16 protein-coding genes and 1 pseudogene are annotated in these 21,253 nt (G+C 73.1%); 2 read left to right on the top strand and 15 right to left on the bottom strand.

What is annotated here, in order from left to right:
• Nucleotide 1 precedes the first annotated feature (1 nt).
• The 7 genes from BFL37_RS01440 to BFL37_RS01410 all read right to left on the bottom strand — a co-directional run bounded on the left by BFL37_RS01440 (nucleotide 2) and on the right by BFL37_RS01410 (nucleotide 8,571).
• Complete coding sequence (locus BFL37_RS01440; RefSeq protein ID WP_086513405.1) at nucleotides 2-1,096, bottom strand: ABC transporter permease; 1,095 nt, start codon at nucleotides 1,094-1,096, stop codon at nucleotides 2-4.
• Between the two features lie 144 nt (nucleotides 1,097-1,240).
• On the bottom strand, nucleotides 1,241-2,893 hold the full coding sequence (locus BFL37_RS01435) for an ABC transporter substrate-binding protein (protein WP_086513404.1): 1,653 nt from the start codon (nucleotides 2,891-2,893) through the stop codon (nucleotides 1,241-1,243).
• A gap of 200 nt (nucleotides 2,894-3,093) precedes the next feature.
• Nucleotides 3,094-4,986 carry a DNA primase gene (gene dnaG / locus BFL37_RS01430; RefSeq protein WP_086513403.1) on the bottom strand — a complete coding sequence of 631 codons (1,893 nt, stop codon included), beginning with the start codon at nucleotides 4,984-4,986 and terminating at the stop codon, nucleotides 3,094-3,096.
• 61 nt (nucleotides 4,987-5,047) lie between these two features.
• Entirely contained in the window at nucleotides 5,048-6,307 is a 1,260-nt protein-coding gene (locus tag BFL37_RS01425; protein WP_086513601.1) for a deoxyguanosinetriphosphate triphosphohydrolase, read from the bottom strand.
• Nucleotides 6,308-6,311: 4 nt separating this feature from the next.
• On the bottom strand, nucleotides 6,312-7,538 hold the full coding sequence (gene dusB / locus BFL37_RS01420; protein WP_086513402.1) for a tRNA dihydrouridine synthase DusB: 1,227 nt from the start codon (nucleotides 7,536-7,538) through the stop codon (nucleotides 6,312-6,314).
• Nucleotides 7,539-7,630: 92 nt separating this feature from the next.
• On the bottom strand, nucleotides 7,631-7,849 hold the full coding sequence (locus tag BFL37_RS01415) for a hypothetical protein (protein WP_086513401.1): 219 nt from the start codon (nucleotides 7,847-7,849) through the stop codon (nucleotides 7,631-7,633).
• The gene (locus BFL37_RS01410) at nucleotides 7,846-8,571 is read right to left on the bottom strand and encodes a DsbA family oxidoreductase (RefSeq protein WP_086513400.1); all 726 of its coding nucleotides are present in this window, start codon (nucleotides 8,569-8,571) and stop codon (nucleotides 7,846-7,848) included. Before BFL37_RS01410 ends, BFL37_RS01415 begins: the two co-directional genes overlap by 4 nt.
• A 51-nt stretch (nucleotides 8,572-8,622) precedes the next feature.
• On the opposite strand from BFL37_RS01410, the gene BFL37_RS01405 reads away from it, so the two are divergent.
• The gene (locus BFL37_RS01405; RefSeq protein ID WP_086513399.1) at nucleotides 8,623-9,156 is read left to right on the top strand and encodes an aminoacyl-tRNA deacylase; all 534 of its coding nucleotides are present in this window, start codon (nucleotides 8,623-8,625) and stop codon (nucleotides 9,154-9,156) included.
• A gap of 51 nt (nucleotides 9,157-9,207) precedes the next feature.
• On the opposite strand, the gene BFL37_RS01400 is transcribed toward BFL37_RS01405, so the two are convergent.
• The 4 genes and pseudogenes from BFL37_RS01400 to recO form a co-directional block, all read right to left on the bottom strand.
• Nucleotides 9,208-10,593, bottom strand: coding sequence for a glycine--tRNA ligase (locus tag BFL37_RS01400; protein WP_086513398.1), 1,386 nt, complete (start codon nucleotides 10,591-10,593; stop codon nucleotides 9,208-9,210).
• Nucleotides 10,594-10,705: 112 nt separating this feature from the next.
• Complete coding sequence (locus tag BFL37_RS01395) at nucleotides 10,706-11,818, bottom strand: Gfo/Idh/MocA family protein (RefSeq protein ID WP_086513397.1); 1,113 nt, start codon at nucleotides 11,816-11,818, stop codon at nucleotides 10,706-10,708.
• Nucleotides 11,819-11,827: 9 nt separating this feature from the next.
• Entirely contained in the window at nucleotides 11,828-12,694 is an 867-nt protein-coding gene (locus BFL37_RS01390; RefSeq protein WP_086513396.1) for an isoprenyl transferase, read from the bottom strand.
• Nucleotides 12,695-12,885: 191 nt separating this feature from the next.
• Nucleotides 12,886-13,602 (bottom strand): annotated as a pseudogene (recO, locus tag BFL37_RS01385) (DNA repair protein RecO); the annotation flags it as partial.
• Nucleotides 13,603-13,720: 118 nt separating this feature from the next.
• Here recO and BFL37_RS01380 point away from each other — a divergent pair.
• Nucleotides 13,721-14,398 carry a trimeric intracellular cation channel family protein gene (locus tag BFL37_RS01380; protein WP_086513394.1) on the top strand — a complete coding sequence of 226 codons (678 nt, stop codon included), beginning with the start codon at nucleotides 13,721-13,723 and terminating at the stop codon, nucleotides 14,396-14,398.
• A 135-nt stretch (nucleotides 14,399-14,533) separates the two neighbouring features.
• Here the strand turns inward: BFL37_RS01380 and leuA are convergent, their stop codons facing one another.
• The 4 genes from leuA to BFL37_RS01360 form a co-directional block, all read right to left on the bottom strand.
• Nucleotides 14,534-16,300, bottom strand: coding sequence for a 2-isopropylmalate synthase (gene leuA, locus BFL37_RS01375; protein ID WP_086513393.1), 1,767 nt, complete (start codon nucleotides 16,298-16,300; stop codon nucleotides 14,534-14,536).
• A gap of 136 nt (nucleotides 16,301-16,436) precedes the next feature.
• Nucleotides 16,437-18,995 (bottom strand): bifunctional lysylphosphatidylglycerol flippase/synthetase MprF, encoded by a 2,559-nt coding sequence (locus tag BFL37_RS01370; RefSeq protein ID WP_086513392.1) that lies wholly within the window; start codon nucleotides 18,993-18,995, stop codon nucleotides 16,437-16,439.
• Nucleotides 18,992-20,383 carry an alpha/beta hydrolase gene (locus BFL37_RS01365; RefSeq protein ID WP_086513391.1) on the bottom strand — a complete coding sequence of 464 codons (1,392 nt, stop codon included), beginning with the start codon at nucleotides 20,381-20,383 and terminating at the stop codon, nucleotides 18,992-18,994. The genes BFL37_RS01370 and BFL37_RS01365 overlap by 4 nt, the downstream gene beginning before the upstream one ends.
• Before the next feature lie 80 nt (nucleotides 20,384-20,463).
• Nucleotides 20,464-21,150: a response regulator gene (locus BFL37_RS01360; RefSeq protein WP_086513390.1), complete on the bottom strand. Its 687-nt coding sequence runs from the start codon at nucleotides 21,148-21,150 to the stop codon at nucleotides 20,464-20,466.
• Nucleotides 21,151-21,253 lie beyond the last annotated feature (103 nt).

Genomic DNA, 21,253 nt, shown 5'->3' with positions numbered 1-21,253 from the left:
GTCAGTACCTCACTCGCGGGTCGATGAGCGCCGCGACGACGTCGACGATGAAGTTGGTCACGGCCACGATCACGGCCAGGAGCGCCACGATTCCCTGCACGGCGACGAAGTCGCGCGCCGCCAGGTACTGCGCGAGCTGGAAGCCGAGGCCCCGCCACTCGAACGTGGTCTCCGTGAGCACGGCGCCGCCGAGCATGACGGCGATCTGCAGGCCCACGACCGTGATGATCGGGATGAGCGCGGGCTTCAGCGCGTGCCGGGTGGTGAGCCGGAACTCGCCGACGCCGCGCGAGCGCGCCGCGTCCACGTACTCGGTGCCGAGCGTCGAGATGACGTTCGTGCGCACGAGCCGCAGGAAGATGCCGGCGGTCAGGAGGCCCAGCGCGAGCGCCGGGAGGACCGCGTGCTCGAGGACGTCGCTGACGGCCGTGGGGCTGCCGAGGCGGAGCGCGTCGATCAGGTAGATGCCGGTCGGGTTCTCCAGCCGCCCGAGGGCGACCTCGACGCGCGTGTCGGCGCGGCCGGACAGCGGGAGGATCCCGAGCCACACCGAGAAGACGAGCTTCAGGAGGAGGCCGGCGAAGAAGACGGGCGTGGCGTAGGCGAGGATCGCGAGGATCCGGAGCACGGCGTCGGGCGTGCGGTCCTTGAAGTACGCGGCGACGAGGCCGAGCGGGATGCCGATGAGGAACGCGACGATGAGCGAGTAGACGACCAGCTCGAGCGTGGCCGACCCGTACTGCAGCAGCACCTCGCTGATGAGCCGGTTGTCGGTGAGCGAGCGGCCGAAGTTGCCGGTGGCGATCTGGCCGAGGTACTCGAGGTACTGCACGATGATCGGCCGGTCGAACCCGGCGGTCGCGAGGCGCTCCTGGAGCTGCTCGGGGGTGAGCCGGTCGCCGACGGCGGCGGAGATCGGGTCGCCGACGATGCGCATGAGGAAGAACACCAGCGTCACGAGGATGAACACGGTCGGGATGATGAGCACGGCGCGGATGAGGATGTACTGGCCGAGCCCGATCCCCTGCTTCCGGGCCTTGGGCTGCTGCGCCCCGGGGGGCGCGGACGCGGGTACGGCGTCCGGGATGACGGTCACGGCAGGAGTGCCTTTCGGGTCGTCGTGCGGGTCGGGCGTCGGGTGGGGATGCCACCGCGGGGCACAGGGATGGGGCGTCCCGCCGCAGCGGGACGCCCCATCCGTGGAGGAGGCGAGTCTAGGAGACCGCCTCCGTCGGGCCTGCTAGCCCTTGGTGATCGGCGCGTAGCGGAACTTGAACGAGGCGTCGAGCGTCACGCCCGACACGTCCTTGCCGGCCACCGCGACCTGCGAGCCCTGGAGCAGGGGCAGGGTCGGCAGGTCGGCGGCGACCTCGTCCTGGATCTCGCCGATGAGCTCGGCGCGCGCCGTGGTGTCGGCCTCCGACAGCTGCTGCGTGATGAGGTCCGTCACGGTGGGGTTGTCGTAGTGGTTCTTCACGAAGGACTGCGGGGAGAAGAACGGCGTCAGGTAGTTGTCCGCGTCCGAGTAGTCGGGGAACCAGCCGAGCTGGTACGCCGGGTACTCGTCGTTGACGCGGGCCTTGCTGTACTGGTCCCAGATCGTGGACTGCAGGTTGACCTGGAACAGGCCGGTCGCCTCGAGCTGCTGCTTGATGAGCGCGTACTCGTCGTCCGAGCCGGCGCCGTAGTGGTCCGGGTTGAACTGGAGCTGCAGCGCGACGGGCGTCTGCACGCCGGCGTCGGCCAGGGCCTTCGCGGCCTTGTCCGCGTCCGGTCCGCCGTCCCCGTCGCCGTAGACGCCCTTGAGCGCCTCGTTGGCGCCGGAGAGGCCGTCGGCCACGTAGGAGTAGAGCGGCGTGTAGGTGCTGTTGTAGACCTCGGTCGACAGCTCCTCGCGGTCGACGAGGTCGGCCGCGGCCTGGCGGACGGCGAGGGCCTTGGCCTCGTCGGCCTCGGCGGTGGTCTTGCCGAAGGGCTGCGTGTTCAGGTTGAACGTGATGTAGCGGATCTCGCCACCGGGTCCCTCGATGACCTGGACGGAGTCGTCCGTCTTGAGGTCCGCGATGTCGGTCGCGCCGAGCGAGCGGCCCGCGACGTCGATCTCGCCGTTCTGCACGGCGAGCTTCATCGTGGTCTCGTCGGCGTAGTAGCGCGCGGTCACGCCGCCGTTCTCGGCCTTCGGGAGGACGCCCTGGTAGTCGGCGTTCGGCGCGTAGGCGACGAGCTGGTTGAGGTCGAAGTCGGTGATGACGTACTGGCCCGCGAAGGCGTTCGCCGCGACGATGTCGGCCGGGTCGGCGAGCGCGTCGGCCGGGAAGACCTCCTCGTCGACGATGGGGCCGGCGGGGCTCGAGAGCACCTGCTCGAACGTCTGGTCGTTCGCGGTCTTCAGCGTGAAGACGACGGTCGTGTCGTCGGGGGCCTGGACGCTCTCCACGTTCGCGAGGAGCGACGACGGGCCGTTGCCGTTGTCGGCGCCGTTGGCGGCGATTGCCGCGACGCGGTCGAACGTGAACTTGACGTCGCTCGCGGTGAGCGCGTGGCCGTTGGCGAACGTGAGGTCGGGCTTGAGCTCGACCGTGAACTCGTTCGGCGAGGTGTACTCGCCGGAGACGGCGAGGTCGGGCTCGACGTCGGGGCTGCCGTAGGGGCTGTTGAAGAGGAACGGGTAGACCTGGTTCTGCACCGCGAACGAGCCGTTGTCGTAGGAGCCGGCGGGGTCGAGCGAGAGGACCTTGTCGGTCGTGCCGACGACGATGGATCCGCCGGACTCGCCGTCCTCGGCGAGCGGGTCGCCGGATCCGCCGGAGCAGCCGGCGAGGACGAGGGCCGCGGCGGAGAATCCGGCCGTGGCGAGCAGGACGCGAGAGCGCCGGGTGAATGCGGACGTCATGTTCCGAGTGCCTCTTTCATGAAGGGGATCGCGCCCGCGCATCGGGAAGACACGGACGCTGTGCTGTGCATGATTTCTAACACACGGGAAACAGCAGCCCCGACCCCGGGGTCGTGCGGCGGCGCTTCTTCACACGAATGAAACATGGCCCGCGGTCCGCTCCGGCGCGCGCCGTCCGCCTCGCGCGCACTGGATCCGGGCTATTCGCGCAGCGCTCGGCGCTCGGCCTCGACCTGCATGAGCTCGCGCTGGATCTCCTGGTAGCGATCGCGCTCGTGGGTCGCGTCCGTGCGCTGCAGCCGGCCGATGAGGTCGGCCTTGCGGCGCAGCAGGTCGCGCCCGACGAGCTCGGCCGTGACGCCCTTCACGTAGACGGCGAGCTTGTCGGCGTCGCCGCGGTTCGGCAGCGGCGCGACGCCGAGCTGCTTCACGAGCGTCGCGAACGACTCGGGCACCTCGAGGGCCACGCGCGACAGCCAGTCCGCGCCGCCGAGGGCGTCCATGCTCCCGATGACGCCGTCGCGGACGACCGCGAGGCTCTCGTTGACGAAGGTGACCTGCGCGGCCCGCATGACCAGGTCGTTCCCGACGAGCTCCGGGTGCTGCAGCATCGCCATGAGCGCGTCGCGCTCGAGGCGGGTCGCGAGGTCGGTCGGCAGGTCCATGAGGGACATGGAGCGGGACGCGTCCGCCGCGCCGTCGTCGTCCGGACCGTGCCCGCCCTGCGCGTGCCGCCCCTGCGGCGAGCCGCCGGAGCGGTCGGCGCCGTCGGCGGGCGTGCTGCGCCCCGCGGTCTGGACGGCGCGGCCGACCTCCGTGAGGTCCATGCCCAGCCAGCCCGCGAGCTCCCGCGCGTAGCCGGGCCGGAGGGACGGGTCGCGGATGTCGGCGACCACGGGAGCGGCGGCGCGCAGCGCCGCGACGCGGCCCTCGACGGTGTCGAGGTCGTGGTCGGCGAGGATCTGCCGGATCGCGAACTCGAACATGGGCTTCTTGCCCTGGATCATGCGGCGGACGGCGTCGTCGCCGCGCGTGAGGCGGAGGTCGCAGGGATCCAGCCCCTCGGGGCCGACCGCGACGTAGGTCTGGGCGGCGAAGCGCCGCTCCTCCGAGAAGGCGCGCATGGCGGCCTTCTGGCCGGCCGCGTCGGGGTCGAAGGTGAAGACGACCTCGCCGAGCCCGCTGTCGTCGCCGAGCACGCGGCGGAGGACCTTGATGTGGTCGACGCCGAACGACGTGCCGCAGGTGGCGACGGCGGTGGTGACCCCGGCGAGGTGGCAGGCCATCACGTCGGTGTAGCCCTCGACCACGACCACCTGGCGGCCGCGGCTCACGTCGCGCTTGGCGAGGTCGAGCCCGTAGAGCACGGAGCTCTTGTGGTAGACGGGCGTCTCGGGCGTGTTGAGGTACTTCGGGCCCTTGTCGTCCTCGCGCAGGCGGCGGGCGCCGAAGCCGACCGTGGATCCCGTGAGGTCGCGGATGGGCCACACCAGCCGGCCGCGGAACCGGTCGTACGCGCCGCGGTCGCCCTGGCTGAGGAGGCCTGCGGTCACCAGCTCGGCCTCCGTGTAGCCCTTGGCCTTGAGGTGCGTGGAGAGGGCGTCCCAGCTCTGCGGGGCGAAGCCGACGCCGAAGCGCTGCGCCGCGCCCTGGTCGAAGCCGCGCTCCCCGAGGAAGGTGCGGCCGATCTCCGCCTCCTCCGATCCGAGCTGCTCGACGAAGAACTCCGCGGCCGCCTCGTTCGCGCCGAGGAGGCGCGAGCGGTTGCCCTGGTCGGTGGCGGCCTGGCCGTCCTCGTAGTGCAGCTGGTAGCCGATCCGCTGCGCCATGCGCTCCACGGCCTCGGCGAACGTGACGTGGTCCATGCGCTGCAGGAACGTGTAGACGTCGCCGCCCTCTCCGCAGCCGAAGCAGTGGTAGAAGCCGACCTGGGGCCGTACGTGGAAGCTCGGCGTGCGCTCGTCGTGGAAGGGGCAGAGGCCCTTCAGGGATCCGACGCCCGCCGACTTGAGGGTGACGTACTCCCCCACCACGTCGCCCAGGTTCACCCGGGAGCGCACCTCGTCGATGTCGCTCTTGCGGATCAGGGCCATTGGCTCATCCTACGTCCGGCGTCCGGCGCGAGCCCGGGCCGGCGACGGGCCACCGCGCGCGTCAGAAGACCGGCCGGGCGCACAGGCGCTCGTACCAGGCGATGGCCGACTGGTCCGTGAGGCTGGCGACCTGGTCGACGATGACGCGCTTGCGGGCGCCGTCGTCCGCGGCCTGGTGCCAGTCGCCCGCGAAGCCGGGGTCGAGCTCGTCGGCGCCCCGCGCGTGCAGGGCGTCGGCGAGGCCGGCGAGGACCTCGCGCTGGCGCGCGTAGATGGGCTGCCGCGTGTTCTTCGACATGACGAACGCCGCGACGATGCCCTTGAGCACCGCGATCTCCGCCTGGATCGCCCGCGGGACGACCACGTGCGCGCCGAAGCGGATGAGGCTGCGGTCGGTGTGCGTGGCGCGCGTGAGCTGCGTGGCGGCACCCGCGAAGCGGCCGATGAGCTGGCTCGTGAGGTCCTTCAGCGCCGCCTGGGCGCCGCGGCCGCCGTCGTACTCGTCCACCCACACGTCGAGGGAGTCGAGCCGGTCGAAGGCCTGGATCAGCTCCTCGTGCGAGTGCGCGCCGCCGATCCACGCGACCATCGAGTCGACGAGCTCCTCGTGGTCGACCCGGGCGCCGAGCGCGCGCACGTCGACGTAGCCGCCGACGATGGCGTCCTCGAAGTCGTGCACGGAGTAGGCGATGTCGTCGCTGAGGTCCATGACCTCCGCCTCGATGCAGCGGCGGCCCGTGGGCGCGCCCTCGCGGAGCCACTCGAAGGCGGCCACGTCGTCGTCGTAGAAGCCGAACTTGCCGCGGCCCGAGGGGTCGGGCACCGACTGCGAGCTCGGCCACGGGTACTTGCAGCTCGCGTCGAGGCTGGCCCGCGTGAGGTTGAGGCCGTACGGCCGTCCCTCCGGCCCGATGACCTTGGGCTCCAGCCGGGTGAGCAGCCGCAGCGTCTGCGCGTTGCCCTCGAAGCCGCCGATGTCGGACGCCCAGTCGTTGAGCGCCCGCTCGCCGTTGTGCCCGAACGGCGGGTGGCCGATGTCGTGCGCGAGGCACGCGGTGTCGACCACGTCGGGATCGAGGTCGAGGCTGGAGGCGAGCTCGCGGCCCACCTGCGCCACCTCGAGGGAGTGCGTGAGCCGGTTGCGCGCGAAGTCGAGGCCGGCCATGGGGCTCAGCACCTGCGTCTTGGCGGCGAGGCGCCGGAGCGCGCTCGAGTGCAGCAGGCGGGCGCGGTCTCGTGCGAAGTCGCTCCGGCGGGACGAGTGCTGCTCGGGGAACCACCGCTCGGCGTCGGTGGCGCTGTACGCCGACCGCTCGTGCATGCTCTCAACCGCCACTGTTGTGGATCTCCCCGTCCGCGATGTCCATCGCATCCTGCGCGTCGATGTCGCGGCTCTCGAGCCAGCGGTCCGGCAGCGCCGTGCGCTTCATGCTGCCCTGGCGTCCGCGCGCGCCCTCGGCGCCGGCGCCCGGGTAGGGCTGGTCGCGGTCGAGGGTGGCGAGCAGGCCGTCGATCTCCTCGAGCGACGACGCCGACGCGAGCGCCGCTCGCAGGTCGCCGCCGACCGGATAGCCCTTGAAGTACCAGGCGACGTGCTTGCGCGCGTCGCGGCAGCCGCGCTCCTCGCTCTCGAAGAACTCGGCGAGGAGCTCGACGTGGCGGCGGAAGGTGTCGGCGACCTGTCCCTGCGACGGGTGGGCGCGGGGCGTGTCCGCGGGGTCGAGGCCGGCGGCGCGCGCGTGGAACGCGGCCGCGAGGTCGCCGAAGAGCCAGGGGCGGCCGAGGCAGCCGCGGCCGACGACCACGCCGTCGGCGCCCGTCTCGTCCATCATCCGGATGGCGTCCTCCGCGGCCCAGATGTCGCCGTTGCCGAGGACCGGCACGCTCGCGATGGCCTGCTTGAGCTTCGCTATGGCGGGCCAGTCGGCGTGGCCGCTGTAGTAGTCGCTCGCCGTGCGCGCGTGCAGCGCGATGGACGCGACGCCCGCGCCCTCGGCGGCGCGCCCGGCCTCGAGGTAGGTGAGGTGGTCGGCGTCGATGCCCTTGCGCATCTTGACCGTGAGCGGGACGTCGCCCGCGGCCTTCACGGCGCCCTCGACGATGTCGGTGAACAGCCCGAGCTTCCAGGGCAGCGCCGCTCCCCCGCCCTTGCTCGTGACCTTGGGCACGGGGCAGCCGAAGTTGAGGTCGATGTGGTCGGCGCGGTCCTCCGCGACGAGCATCGTGACGGCCTCGCGCACGGTCTTCGGATCCACCCCGTAGAGCTGGATGGAGCGCACCTTCTCCGAGGGGTGGTGCGTGATGAGGCGCATGGACTCGGGCGTGCGCTCGACGAGCGCGCGGCTCGTGATCATCTCGCTGACGTAGAGGCCCGCGCCGAACTCGCGGCACAGCCGGCGGAACGCGGTGTTGGTGATGCCCGCCATGGGCGCGAGTACGACGGGCACGTCGAGCGGGATGCCGCCGATGCGGAGGGCCGGCTCGGCGGCGGGCGCGGGTGCGCCGGGAGCGTCGGCCGGGGAGGGGACGGAGGCGAGGGTCGGAGAGGACATGACGGCTCGATTCTCCCAGACGGGACGGCGGGCGGCGGACGCGGGGCGGGATCCCCGCGGGGGCCAGGCGGCGGGCGCCTGGGGAGGGACGGTCAGATGGCCCGCCCGGCGTCGATCGCGTCGCGGACGCGCGCCAGGTCGGCCGCAGCCGAGGCCTCGGTGCCCACGTCGTGCGCGGCGTGGTCGTCGGCGACGGACGCGCCGGGGACGAGGCAGGCGTCGCCCTCGCAGGCGGCGGCGTCCGCGGATCCGCGCATCGCGAAGGGGACGACCGCGACGGGCAGCGCGCCGGTGGCGGGCGCGGCGCTCATCGGGCGGCCTCCTCGCCCGCGACGACGCGCACCGTGTCGCCGTCGCGCGCGGCCAGGGCCTCGCCGAGGGCGGAGGCGAAGACCGTCGGGTCCTGCGCGCCGGAGATCCCGAAGCGCTCGTCGATCACGAAGAAGGGCACGCCCTGGATCCCGTAGGCGACCGCCTGCGCCTGGTCGGCGCGCACGTCGTCGATGTGGCGGTGCGACTCCAGCGCCTCGCGCACCTCGTCGGCGTCGAGGCCGACCTCGACCGCGAGCTCGACGAGGTCCGGGACCCGACCGACGTGGCGGCCCTCGGTGAAGTAGGCGGACAGCAGGCGCTCCACCATCTCCAGCTGCACGCCGCGCACGCGCGCCACGTGCAGCAGCTCGTGCGCGAGGACGGTGTTGGTGTGCTGCAGCGCGTCGTAGTCGTAGGCCAGGCCCTCGGCGGCGGCGAGCCGGGTCATGTCCTCGAGCATCGTCGCGACGCGGTCGGCGGGGATGCCCTTGTGGCCCGCCAGGAAGTCGACCTCGGTGCCCTGGAAGTCGACCGGGGTGTCGGGTGCGAGCTCGAAGGACCGGTAGGTGACCTCGATCTCGGGGGCGCCGGGCGTCCTCGCCCGGAAGTCGCGCGCGCCGCGCTCGAAGCGGCGCTTGCCGACGTAGCACCACGGGCAGGCGATGTCCGACCAGACGTCGACGCGGATGGCGGGCAGGGCGGGGGCGGAGGAGTCGGTCACGGGTGGGCAACCGGTCGGGAAGGCGGGGCATTCCCGCGGTGTTGCCCGAGCATGGCCGACAGCTCCCCCTCCTCCGTCCCGACCGCATCCGACGACGCCGCTCCCCGGGGGCGCGACCGCGTGCTCGCCCACGCCGCGCGCCTCGGCATCGACGTCGAGGTCGTCGACCGGCCCGACGCCGGATCCCTCGAGGAGGCGGCCCGCGGCCTCGGCATCGAGCCGTCCCACCTCGTGAAGTCGCTCGTGGTGAAGCGGCACGACGGCGCGCTGCTCATGGCGCTCGTGCCGGGCGACCGGCAGATCAGCTGGTCGAAGCTGCGCGCCCTCGTGGGCGTCAACAAGCTCTCGATGCCCGCGCCCGAGGTGGCCCTCGAGGCGACCGGCTACGCGCGCGGCACCATCACGCCGCTCGGCGCCCGCGGCGACCTGCCCGTCTTCGCCGACGAGCGGATCGCCGGCCGACGGATCGGCATGGGCGGCGGCGAGCACGGCGTCTCGGCCCTGGTCGACGCGGACGCGCTGGTCGCGGCGCTCGGCGCGACGGTCGGCGACATCACCGACGAGCTGACGATCCGCCGCCCCTGACCCGCGCGGGGCGGCAGGGGACGGCGGATCTCTCGTGCGGGATCGCGCGGATCAGGCCCCGACGAGCTGCCCCGCGAGGTAGCCGACGAGGTCGTCGAGCGGGATGCGCTCCTGCGCCATGGTGTCGCGCTCGCGGACGGTGACGGCGCGGTCGTCGAGCGTGTCGAAGTCGATCGTCACGCAGAACGGCGTGCCGATCTCGTCCTGGCGGCGGTAGCGGCGTCCGATGGCGCCCGCGTCGTCGAACTCGATGTTCCAGACCTTGCGCAGCTCCGCGGCGAGCTCGCGCGCCACCGGCGACAGCTTCTCGTTGCGCGACAGCGGCAGCACGGCGACCTTGACGGGCGCGAGGCGACGGTCGAGGCGGAGGACCGTGCGCTTGTCCACGCCGCCCTTCGCGTTCGGCGCCTCGTCCTCGTGGTAGGCGTCGACGAGGAACGCCATCATCGAGCGGGTGAGGCCGGCCGCGGGCTCGATGACGTACGGGATCCACCGCTCGTTCTTCGTCTGGTCGAAGTAGGAGAGGTCCTGGCCGGACGCCTCGGAGTGCGTGCGCAGGTCGTAGTCGGTGCGGTTCGCGATGCCCTCGAGCTCGCCCCAGGCGCCGCCGGCGAAGCCGAAGCGGTACTCGATGTCGACCGTGCGGGTCGAGTAGTGGGAGAGCTTCTCCTGCGGGTGCTCGAACAGGCGGAGGTTCTCGGGGTCGATGCCGAGGTCGGTGTACCAGGCGTAGCGGGCGTCGATCCAGTACTGGTGCCACTCGGCGTCGGTGCCGGGCTCGACGAAGAACTCCATCTCCATCTGCTCGAACTCGCGCGTGCGGAAGATCCAGTTCTGCGGCGTGATCTCGTTGCGGAAGCTCTTGCCGATCTGGCCGATGCCGAACGGCGGCTTCTGGCGCGCGGCGCTCAGCACGTTGGCGAAGTTGACGAAGATGCCCTGCGCGGTCTCCGGGCGGAGGTAGTGCAGGCCCTCCTGGTTGTCGACGGGACCCAGGAAGGTCTTGAGCAGGCCCGAGAAGTTCTGGGGCTCGGTCCAGGATCCGGGCTGGCCGGTGTCCGGGTCGTTGACGTCCGCGAGGCCGTTGGCCGGCGGGTGGCCGTGCTTGGCCTCGTACGCCTCGAGGAGGTGGTCGGCGCGGTACCGCTTGTGCGTGTGCAGTGACTCGACGAGCGGGTCGCTGAAGACCTCGACGTGGCCGGAGGCCTCCCACACGCGGCGGGGCAGGATGACGGAGGAGTCGAGGCCCACGACGTCGTCGCGGCCGTTGACCATGGTCTGCCACCACTGGCGCTTGATGTTCTCCTTCAGGGCCACGCCGAGCGGCCCGTAGTCCCACGCGGAGCGCGAGCCGCCGTAGATCTCACCCGCCTGGAAGACGAAGCCGCGCCGCTTGGCGAGGTTGATGACCGGGTCGAGACGCGAGGGGGTTGCCACGTTTGCTCCAAGGGAAGAGGCCGGACTGGGTGCCCGGTCGGCGGACGGCGACCGATGGGCGGGCGCCGCGGGTCGCCGGGAAAGGCGGCCCCCAGTCTACGGGCGGGTCCGCTCAGTCCTCGTCGCCCGCGGTCCGCCGGTGGGCGAGCTCGATGATCCGGACGGTCTCGAGGGAGTCGCGCGGCTCCACGGGCACGGGTCCGCGGCCGCGGACGGCGTCGGCCATCGCGCGGTAGAAGTCGGCGTAGCGCCCGCGCTCGGTGGGGATCCGCTTCCCCGCCGGATCGCCCGCCGCCTCGACGAGCGTGCCCCAGTCGGACTCGGGCGCCTCGCCGAAGCCCGGATCGGCGGGCGACGCGCCCTCCTTGAGGAGCGGCTCCTGCGGGTCGAGCCCGTGCACGGCGTAGGCGCCCGCGGTGCCGAGCACGCGGAAGCGGGGGCCGGCCAGCGCGGCGACGCGGCTGACGGTGATGTGCGACTGCACGCCCGACTCGTGCAGCAGCGAGTAGAAGGCGTCGTCATCGCTCGCGGATCCGTCGCGCACGGTCGCGAGCTCGGCCGCGAAGTCGGCGACGGGGCCGAACAGCTCGATGGCCTGGTCGATGAGGTGGCTGCCGAGGTCGTAGGAGATGCCCGCGGCGTCGGCCGGGGTCTCACGGTCCTGCCAGCGGTCGCGGACGGGGCCGCCCCAGCGCTCGAAGGTCGACTCGAAGCGGTGGACCTCGCCCAGCCGCCCCGACGCGATGAGCGCCCGCACCGTGAGGAAGTCGCCGTCGAGGCGGCGGTTCTGGAACACGGAGAACGGGATCCCGAGGGCCTCGGCGCGCTCGATGAGCATGAGCGCCTCGTCCACGGTCGCGACGAACGGCTTGTCCATGACGACGGCGAGGTGCGCGTCGAGCGCCTGCAGGCCCTGGCGCAGGTGCGCGGAGGCGGGCGACGCGATGACCACCATGTCGAGCTCGGCGGAGCGGGCGAAGAGCTCGTCCGCGGAGGCGACGACGTCCGCGCCCGGGTGGCGCTCGCGCACCAGGGCGGCGCGGTCGGGGTCGGAGGTCGAGACCAGGGCGATGCGGTACTCCGGGCTGGCCTCGAGGAACGGCGCGTGGAACACGCGGCCGGCGAGGCCGTAGCCGACGACGCCGACCCGGATGGGCGCGTCGCCCCCCTCGGGAACGGCGGCGGCGGCGGCGGACGGGCGGGGCGCGGTGTCGGGGGTGCTCACGTCCCGATGCTACTGAGCGGTCGGCTGCGGCTCGCCCTCGGGCCGCGCATCCGGATCCTCCGCGGACCCCTCGTCCGCGTCCCCCGCGTGCGCGTCGACCGCGCCGCCGAACCGCCGGTCGCGGTGCACGTAGCTCTCGACGGCGTCCCACAGGTCCTTCCTGCGGAAGTCGGGCCACAGCCGGTCGAGGAACACCATCTCCGCGTACGCCGACTGCCAGAGCAGGAAGTTGCTCGTGCGCTGCTCGCCCGAGCTGCGGATGAAGAGGTCGACGTCGGGCACGTCCGGCAGGTAGAGGTAGCGCTGGATCGTGCGCTCGTCGACGCGCGACGCCTTGAGGCGCCCGGCGTCCACGTCCTCGGCGATGCGCTTGACGGCGTCGCCGATCTCGGTGCGGCCGCCGTAGTTGATGCACATCGTCAGCGTCATGCCGGTGTTGTCCTTCGTCATCTCCTCGGCCACCTGGAGGTCGTCGATGACGCTGCGCCACAGGCGCGGGCGGCGGCCGGCCCAGCGGATCCGCACGTTCCAGGCGTTCAGCTGGTCGCGGCGGCGGTGGATCACGTCGCGGTTGAACCCCATGAGGAACCGGACCTCGGCGGGCGAGCGCTTCCAGTTCTCGGTCGAGAACGCGTAGACGGACAGGTGCGTCGCGCCGAGCTGCACGGCGCCCGCGACGGTGTCGAACCACGCCTCCTCGCCCGCCTGGTGGCCGGCGGTGCGCGGGAGCCCCCGCTGGTTGGCCCAGCGGCCGTTGCCGTCCATGACCACCGCGATGTGCTTCGGCACGAGGTCGGCGGGGATCCGGGGCGGCTGCTCCCCCGTCCAGTCGAGCGGCAGGTCGGTGCGGCCGGGGACCTCGGGGCGTCGGCTCATGGGGTCGTCTCCTGTGCTCGGGGGCGGTCGGCGGAAGGGGCGGGCTCGGCGGCGGCCGGCGTGGACCGCACGACGGACGCCGTCGCGGCGGCGAGGGCCGCGGCGGGATCCGGGTCGGCGGCGTCGAGGTCGGGCGCGTCGAGCGGCACGGGCTGCTCGGTGGCGGGCAGGAGCTGGCGGGCGTCGCTGCGGTCGACGAGGCCGAGCGAGCGGATCCCGCGGTCGAGGTGCCACTGCGCGTACGCCGCGACGACGCCGCTCGCGCGCGCCTGCGACCGGAGCGTGGCGGCCTCGGCGTGCGGCCAGTCGCCCGTGAGGAGGGCCGAGAGGAGCGCGAGGGTGTCGGGGTCGAGCCGCGGGGAGCCGGGCGGGGCGGCGGCGTCGGCGACCACGCCGCCCAGCTGCACCACGAACGCGGAGTGCGGGCCGGGCGCGCCCGTGACGGCGCAGTCCTGGAAGCTCGGCGCCCAGCCCGCCATCGACAGGCTCCGCAGCAGGTACGAGTCGAGCGTCAGGCTCGCGCCGTGCTCGCGGCGGCTGAGCGAACGGAGCGCGCCGACGAGGAGCAGGTACTGCTGGAGCGACCCCTCGTCCTCGGTGACGCGGTCGGCCGTCTCGACCATGGCGCTGGCGGCGGTGTAGCTGCCGTAGTCGGTCGCGATGAGGGCGCCGTAGGACGCGATGGACTCGGCCTGCGTGATGATGTCGAGGGTCCGGCCCTCGAAGAACTGCGCGTCGGCGACCATGAACGGCTCGAGCCGCGCGCCGAACTTCGACTGCGTGCGGCGCACGCCCTTCGCCACCGCGCGGATCTTGCCGTGCTGTCGGGAGAGCATCGTGACGATCCGGTCCGCCTCGCCCAGCTTGTGGGTGCGCAGGACGACGATCTCGTCACGGTAGAGGGGCACCCCTCGATTATCCGCCCCGCGCCGCGGCTCCCCCGCCGCCGCCGCGCGGGGGCAGGCCGGTCCGCCCGGCGTCATGCGGCCCGGCGGGGCGTCGCCCCTGTGCTATCAAGGGGTAGCCATGGATCCCGTCCCCCTCACCATCCCGCTCTGGGCGGACCTCCTGGCGGTCAGCATCGGCAGCCTCCAGGGCGCCATGTTCGCGGCGGGCTTCCGCGACCGGCGGCTCGACCTGCTCGGCGTCGCCATCATCGGCACGGCCACGGGCCTCGGCGGCGGCCTCCTCCGCGACGTGTTCCTCGACGTCACGCCCGCGGCCCTCTCGAGCAACTGGCTCATGCTGATGGCGGTCGCGGCGGCCCTCGGCGGCATGCTGCTCGAGCGGATCTTCACCCGCCTCGACGTGGTCATCACCGCCCTCGACGCGCTCACCATCGGCCTGTTCTGCGCCATCGGCACCTCGAAGGCGCTGGCGGCCGGGGTGCCGGGCGTGCCCGCCGTGTTCATCGGCGTGGTGTCGGCCGTCGGCGGCTCGTTCGTCCGCGACCTCCTGCTCAACCTCCCCATCGCGATGATGCACGTCGGATCGCTCTACGCGGTCGCCGCCGGCGTGGGCGCGGTCATCGTCGTGGCGCTGTCCGCGTTCGGGGTGCCCATGTGGATCGCTGCGATCGTCTGCGTCGCCGTGACGGCGACCACGCGGCTCCTCGCGGTCCGCTTCGGGTGGAGCCTGCCGGAGCAGCGCGCGCTCTCGCGTCTCCGCTTCACGGCGCTGCGCCGCCCGCGTCCGCGGCGCTGATCCCCCGCGTCCGCGGCGCGGATCCCCCGCGTCCGCGGCGCGGATCCCCCGCGTGCCCGCTCGGCCCCCGTCCGCGCACGACGACGGCCGGGCGTCGCCGCCCGGCCTTCGTGGATCGCGCGTCGCTCGCGGGGATCAGACCGCGGCCAGCTCCGGCTCGCGCACGGTGCGCCGGATGGCGCGGTTCACGCCCGAGACGATCGCCTCGAGCGACGCCGTCGAGCTGTCCTCGTCGATGCCGACGCCCCAGAGGCGCACGCCCTCGACCTCGAGCTCCACGTACGACGCGGCCAGCGCGTCGCCGCTCGCGCTGAGGGCGTGCTCCACGTAGTCGAGGAGGCGGACGTCGACGCCCTGGTCGGCGAGCACCTTCAGGAACGCGGCGATCGGCCCGTTCCCGGACGCGGACGCGTCGCGCACCTCGTCGCCGTCGCGGAGCTCGACGTCGAGGGACACGGATCCGCCCATGTCGCTCGACGTGCGCGTGGACGTGAGCTCGAACCGGCCCCACTTCTCCTCGGCGCGGTCGAGCGGAGCGGGCAGGTACTCGTCCTGGAAGATCGACCAGATCTGCGCGCTCGTGACCTCGCCGCCCTCGGCGTCGGTCTTCGCCTGCACGACGCCGGAGAACTCGATCTGCAGGCGGCGCGGCAGGTCCAGCGAGTGGTCGGCCTTCAGCAGGTACGCGACGCCGCCCTTGCCGGACTGGGAGTTGACGCGGATCACGGCCTCGTAGGAGCGGCCGAGGTCCTGCGGGTCCACGGGCAGGTAGGGCACGGCCCACGGGATGTCGTCGACCGTGACGCCCTGGGCGGCCGCGTCGACGGCCATGGCCTCGAAGCCCTTCTTGATGGCGTCCTGGTGGGATCCGCTGAACGCCGTGTAGACGAGGTCGCCCGCCCACGGGCTCCGCTCGGGGACGGCCAGCTGGTTGCAGTGCTCGGCCGTGCGCTTGATCCCGTCGAGGTCGCTGAAGTCGATCTCGGGGTCGATGCCCTGGGTGAAGAGGTTGATCCCGAGCGCGACGAGGTCGACGTTGCCGGTGCGCTCCCCGTTGCCGAACAGGCAGCCCTCGATGCGGTCGGCGCCGGCCAGGTAGCCGAGCTCGGCGGCGGCGACGGCCGTGCCGCGGTCGTTGTGCGGGTGCAGCGAGACGAGGATCTCGTCGCGGCGGTCGAGGTGGCGGCACATCCACTCGATGGAGTCGGCGTAGACGTTCGGGGTCGCCATCTCCACGGTCGCGGGCAGGTTGATGATGACCTTGCGCTCGGGGGTCGGGTCGAGGACCTCGACGACGCGGTTGCAGATCTCGGCCGCGAACTCGAGCTCGGTGCCCGTGTAGCTCTCGGGCGAGTACTCGTAGTAGACGTCCGTCGCCGGGATCGTCTCCTCGTACCGCTTGCAGAGGCGCGCGCCCTCGAGCGCGATGTCGATGATGCCCTGGCGGTCGGTGCGGAACACCACCTCGCGCTGCAGCACGCTCGTCGAGTTGTAGAGGTGCACGATGGCCTGCTTCGCGCCGCGCAGCGACTCGTACGTGCGGGCGATGAGGTGCTCGCGCGCCTGCGTCAGGACCTGGATGGTCACGTCGTCCGGGATCGCGCCCTCCTCGATGAGGCTGCGCACGAAGTCGAAGTCGGTCTGGCTGGCCGACGGGAAGCCGACCTCGATCTCCTTGTAGCCCATGCGCACGAGCAGGTCGAACATGATCCGCTTGCGCTCGGGGCTCATCGGGTCGATGAGGGCCTGGTTGCCGTCGCGCAGGTCGACCGCGCACCAGCGCGGGGCCTCGGTGATGCGGCGCGTGGGCCAGGTGCGGTCCGGCAGGTCCACCTGGATCTGCTCGTGGAACGGGCGGTACTTGTGGACGGGCATCCCGCTGGGGGTCTGCGTGCTCTTCATGGTCGTCTCCTCGGAAGATGTCGGGTCAGCCGTGACGGGACTCCGCGACGAGGAGGGCCGGATCAGGCCTCGCCGCGGCGACTAAGGAGGAGGCGGCCGGACTGCATGCGACAACGGTACACCGCGTCCGGCCGCCTCAGCGCGCCGAGCGGAGGACGCGGGTCAGGTCGCGCACCGACGTCGACGGCAGGTAGGCGCGGGTCAGGGCGAACCCGACGGTCGGCAGGGCGGTCGCGTCCGGGTACGCCATGATCAGCGGCACCAGCTCCGGCTGGAACTTGCGCTTGAACTCCAGCAGCGAGCGGAAGCCGTACACGGGCTCGAGCGAGTCGGCGAGGAACTCGAGGATCCGCTCGACCGCGCTCTCCTGCCGATCGCCGCCGTCGTCCGCGCGCTCGCCCTTCGGGGACGCGGCCCGGGTCTGCGCGAGCGGCGCGGCGGAGAGGCTCATGAACTCGATGCCGTCCTCCTTCATGCGCATCGCCGAGCGTGCGATGAGGAACTCCATCACGCCGTTGATCCCGTCCGGCCGGCGGCGCATGAAGTCGAGCGTCCAGCCGACCACCTCGCCGTCCCGCCACGTGGGCAGCCAGCTCGTCGCCGCCTGCACGTGGTCCTCCGCGTCGACGGCGAGCATGAGGCGCACCGCGGGATCCCGGAGCTCCTCGACGCCGCCGAGGGTGAAGCCCATCTCGGGCAGCTCCTTCTCGGCGACCCACTCCTCGGACATCTGCTCGATCTGGCTGGCCCACGCGAGGGGCAGCTCGGCCCACGTGGTCCACTCGGCGCGGATCCCGGCGCGGTCGGCGCGGTTGATGGACGTGCGCACGTCCTGCCACTTCTTGCCCGTGGTCTGCCAGGTGCCCGGCCGGACGACGGTCTCCTCGGCGACGACGAGCGTCTCCCAGCCCATGTCGCGGAACAGCGGCGCCATGGAGGCGGGGACGCTGTAGAAGACGGGCGTCCACCCGTTGTCGTCGGCGAAGCGCGCGAACTGGCCGAGGACGTCGCGGAGCGCCGCCTCGTCCGCGGGCGGCCCGAGCGGCGCCGCGGTCGTGATGGCGACGCTGCCCACGACCCGGTAGGCGACGACCGTGCTGCCGTCGGCGGCGATCCAGTAGGAGTTGCCCGGCCACGTCGCCATGTGCGAGAGGGAGCCGATGGCGCCGCGGCGGAGGGCGGGCGCCACCCTGGCCTGCGCGCGCGGCACGGCGGCGATGCGCACGTCGGCGATGGCGCGGAGGCTCGCGACGACCAGGATGATCCAGAAGGCCGGGCCGACGCCGCGGTAGACGATGTCGGTGATCGGGTCCGTCGGCAGGAAGTCGAGCGACTCGCCCCGCAGGAACGAGGCCGGGATGAAGCGGTCGGGCGCCTCCGCCAGCAGGTCGTTGAGATCCACCGGGCGGGTGAAGGCGTCGGAGAGCGCGAGCCCCGTGACCACGAAGAGGGCCGCGAGCCCGACCAGGGCGGCGCCCGTCGTCAGGAGGAACCGCCGGATCGCGGGCGCCGTGGACAGGATCGTGAAGTGCCGTCGGAGGATCACGAGGACGATCGCGCTGCCGAGCGGCAGCGCCACCGACGCGACGAGCGCGGCCACCGCCTCCGGGTGGGCGGACGGGGACGCCGACAGGCGCGGCGAGACCATGTCGCGGTGCACGAGCATCCCGAACGCGTAGGCGGAGAGCACGGCGATGAGCAGGTTGACGCTCACGGCCAGCCAGACGGCGAAGCGCCGCCCGCGGGCCAGGCCGTACGCGGCGACGAGCAGCGCGAGCAGCGGGGCGACCGAGAGCAGGATCGGGCCGACGCCGCCCCCGATGCGCGCCAGCATGATCTCCTGCAGGCAGTCGTGCGTGAAGTCGCTCGAGAGGCAGCGGGTCGAGATCGCGTCGCCCGGCACCCGGTCGTCGACGAACAGCAGCGCGATGGGGGCGAGCGGCCCGTAGCGGCTGCGGGACAGCAGCGCGATGACGGGGCCCGTGCCGAGGATCGCCACGACGGCGGCCAGCATGACGCGCACCTCGTGGTGGGAGCTGCGCTGCCAGAGCGCTCCCCCGGCCGGCCGGTGCAGCAGCGCCCCGACGACCCCGCCGACCAGGATCGCGAGGAGCCGGTAGAGGTCGCTGGGCTGCCCCGAGTAGAGCAGGAAGACGAGCACCACGACGACGAGCACCACGCGGATGCGGCGACGCCACAGGACGCCCGCCCACGCGCTCGAGAGCGCGAGCACGCCGGCGACCGCGGTGAGGGGATCCGCCGTCGCGACGCCCCGCACGCCGTGCGACCAGAGCTCGCCGTCGACGAGCCCCTGCGCCTGCACCGCGATGCCGAGGAGGGATCCGACGGTGCCCGTGAGCACGAAGCCGAGGAGCGTGCGCCACCACCCCATGAGGCGCTCGGCGACGCCGACGAGCACGAGCACGGCGACCAGCGAGACGACGAGCTCGACGGGGCCGTCGGTGAGGAAGGCGGCCGTGACGGTGGTCCACCAGTGGCCGCGCTCGACGACCGCCTCGTAGCCCGTCGCCAGCTGGTGGTGGACGACGCGGCGCCAGGTGCCGGAGACGGCGGGCAGCACGGCCAGCACCAGGACGACGAGCGCGATGGCGAGCGTGACGCGCTGGGCGAGGAGCCGGGACGCGAGGGCGCGCGCGGCGCCCCGGATCGTGAAGGGGCGGGATGCGGCGGTCATCGCGCGACGCCCAGCCGCTGGCCGAGCGCGGGCAGCGCGTCCTGCACGCACCACTGCACGGTGCCCCAGTCGTGCGACGTGCCCGGGGACGTGCTCAGGCGGGTCGCCATGCCGGACGCGCGCGCCGCAGCCTCCACCTGCTCCACCTGCGGACGGTACTGCTGGTCGTCCTCGCCGGCGCAGAAGAACCCGGCCATGTCCGCGTACGGGCTCCTGGCCTCCATGATCGCGGCCGGGAACGCGGCGGCGTACTGCGCCTGCGACCCGCCGAACGCGTCCTGCACGGTGTCGGCGCCGATGGTCGGGGCCATCTCGCCGGAGATGTCGACGAGCGAGCCGAAGAGGTCCGGGTGGGCGGCCCCGAGCTGGGCGGCGCAGGTGCCGCCCTCCGAGAACCCGAGCACGGACCAGGCCGTCCGGTCCGGGAGCACGCGGAGGTTCGCGCGGATCCACGCGGGGACGTCGACCGTGAGGTACGTGGCCGACTGCCCGAGGGGCGAGTCCACGCACATGGGGTTGTCCTCGGGCGCGCCGAGCTGGTCCGGCACGACGACGATCGGCGCGAGGCCGCGGTGCGCGCTCGCGTACTGGTCCATCACGCGGTCGAGCCGACCGGACGCGAACAGGTCGACGGGCGACCCGGGCTGCCCGGACATGGCGACGACCACGGGCAGGGCGGGGGCGTCGTCGACGAGCGCCGCCGGCGGCAGGTACACGAGCGCGTCCCGGGCGGGGAAGCCCGACTGCGTGGCCGGGATCGTGGTCGTGCCCAGCCGCCCGCGCGCGGGGAGCGCGCCCGCCGGCTGCCAGGTGTCCTCGAGGGGGCCGGACGACACCGGCGGCGCGCCGTCCGGCGACGGGAGCGTGGTCAGGTCGAGCGGCAGCACGCGGGTGAGGCCGAACGCGGCGGCGACGTTCGGGTACTCCTGGACGTCGGCGTTGATGCCGACGGCGGAGGCGAGGACGACGAGCGGGACGACCAGGATGCCGAGGGCCGTGTGCAGCGCGCGCAGGTGGCGCGGCGGCGGCTCGGATCCCCCGACGCCCGTGACGCTGCGCCGACCGCGGGCGAGCGCGATGGCGGCCAGGCCGAGGCCCATGCCGCCGATCGCGGTCCACCCGCGCGTGCCGGTCGAGAGCACCACGCCGAAGAGGTCGAGGACGTCCCCGAGCACGAACGCGAGAGCCAGGCCGAAGAGGGCGCCGAGCCCGGCCGCGAGGGCGGTCTCGGCGATCGTGCGCCGCGGGTCCGCGGCCGTGGCCCCGCGTCGGATGCGCGCGCGGCGCGCGACCACGGAGAGGAGCAGGAGGAGGATCGCCGGGACCGCCGCCGCCGCGGTCACGAAGGACGCGGAGATGAGAGGCAGGTCGGCGAGATCGTGGAGCACGGTGGTCCTCTGGTGCGGGAGCGAAGGCGTCTGAATCTAGCCCACGGGTCCGGGGGCCGGCCGAGGGCGGGCCGGACCGGCTAGCCCTGCGGCTGCGTCCCGGTCAGCCGGTGCTCGAAGGCGAAGACCACGAGCTGCACGCGGTCCCGGAGGCTGAGCTTCGCGAGGATGCGGCTGACGTGCGTCTTGACCGTCGCCTCGCTGAGGAACTCCGCCTGGGCGATCTCCGCGTTGCTGAGCCCGCGAGCGGCGAGCACGAAGATCTCCCGCTCGCGCGAGGTCAGCGACGCGAACGCCGGCGGGGCGACCCGCGGCCGGGATCCCGAGTCGAAGTGCTCGAGGAGCTGCCGGGTCGCCGACGCCGCGATGACCGAGTTGCCCGCGTGGACGGTGCGGATGGCGGCGAGCAGGAACTCGGGGTCGGCGTCCTTCAGCACGAAGCCGCTCGCCCCCGCCCGGATGGCGCGCGCCGCGCTCTCGTCGAGGTCGAAGGTCGTGAGCACGAGGACGCGCGGCGGTCGGTCGCCGCGCGCGTCCGCGGCGCGCAGCACCTCGGCCGTGGCCTGGATCCCGTCCATCACGGGCATGCGGATGTCCATGAGGATCACGTCGGGGTGCTCGGCGCGCGCGAGCTCCACGGCCTCCTGGCCGTTGGCGGCCTCCCCGGCGAACTCGAGGTCGGGCTGGGAGGAGATGAGCATGCGGACGCCCGTGCGGAACAGGGCCTGGTCGTCGACCAGGGCGACGCGGATGGGTGGGGTGGGCACGGGGGTCCTTCGATCGGGGTGGGCGGGCATCGCGGGGCGCGACGGGTCAGGCTCGGGAGGGCGGGTCATCGCGGGCGCGACGCGCGGCGGGCGCGGCATATTC

Source organism: Clavibacter michiganensis (assembly GCF_002151125.1).
Classification (GTDB): Bacteria; Actinomycetota; Actinomycetes; order Actinomycetales; family Microbacteriaceae; genus Clavibacter; species Clavibacter michiganensis_C.
The sequence above is the reverse complement of the archived record's forward strand: the minus strand, read 5'-3'. Positions and strand labels throughout refer to the sequence as shown.

Coding starts and splice junctions, on each gene's coding strand:
- BFL37_RS01435 (WP_086513404.1), bottom strand. CDS start 2,893: ATGACGTCCGCATTCACCCGGCGCTCTCGCGTCCTGCTCGCCACGGCC.
- leuA (WP_086513393.1), bottom strand. CDS start 16,300: ATGAAGAGCACGCAGACCCCCAGCGGGATGCCCGTCCACAAGTACCGC.
- BFL37_RS01425 (WP_086513601.1), bottom strand. CDS start 6,307: ATGCACGAGCGGTCGGCGTACAGCGCCACCGACGCCGAGCGGTGGTTC.
- BFL37_RS01415 (WP_086513401.1), bottom strand. CDS start 7,849: ATGAGCGCCGCGCCCGCCACCGGCGCGCTGCCCGTCGCGGTCGTCCCC.
- BFL37_RS01380 (WP_086513394.1), top strand. CDS start 13,721: ATGGATCCCGTCCCCCTCACCATCCCGCTCTGGGCGGACCTCCTGGCG.
- BFL37_RS01370 (WP_086513392.1), bottom strand. CDS start 18,995: ATGACCGCCGCATCCCGCCCCTTCACGATCCGGGGCGCCGCGCGCGCC.
- BFL37_RS01390 (WP_086513396.1), bottom strand. CDS start 12,694: ATGAGCCGACGCCCCGAGGTCCCCGGCCGCACCGACCTGCCGCTCGAC.
- BFL37_RS01405 (WP_086513399.1), top strand. CDS start 8,623: ATGGCCGACAGCTCCCCCTCCTCCGTCCCGACCGCATCCGACGACGCC.
- dnaG (WP_086513403.1), bottom strand. CDS start 4,986: ATGGCCCTGATCCGCAAGAGCGACATCGACGAGGTGCGCTCCCGGGTG.
- dusB (WP_086513402.1), bottom strand. CDS start 7,538: ATGTCCTCTCCGACCCTCGCCTCCGTCCCCTCCCCGGCCGACGCTCCC.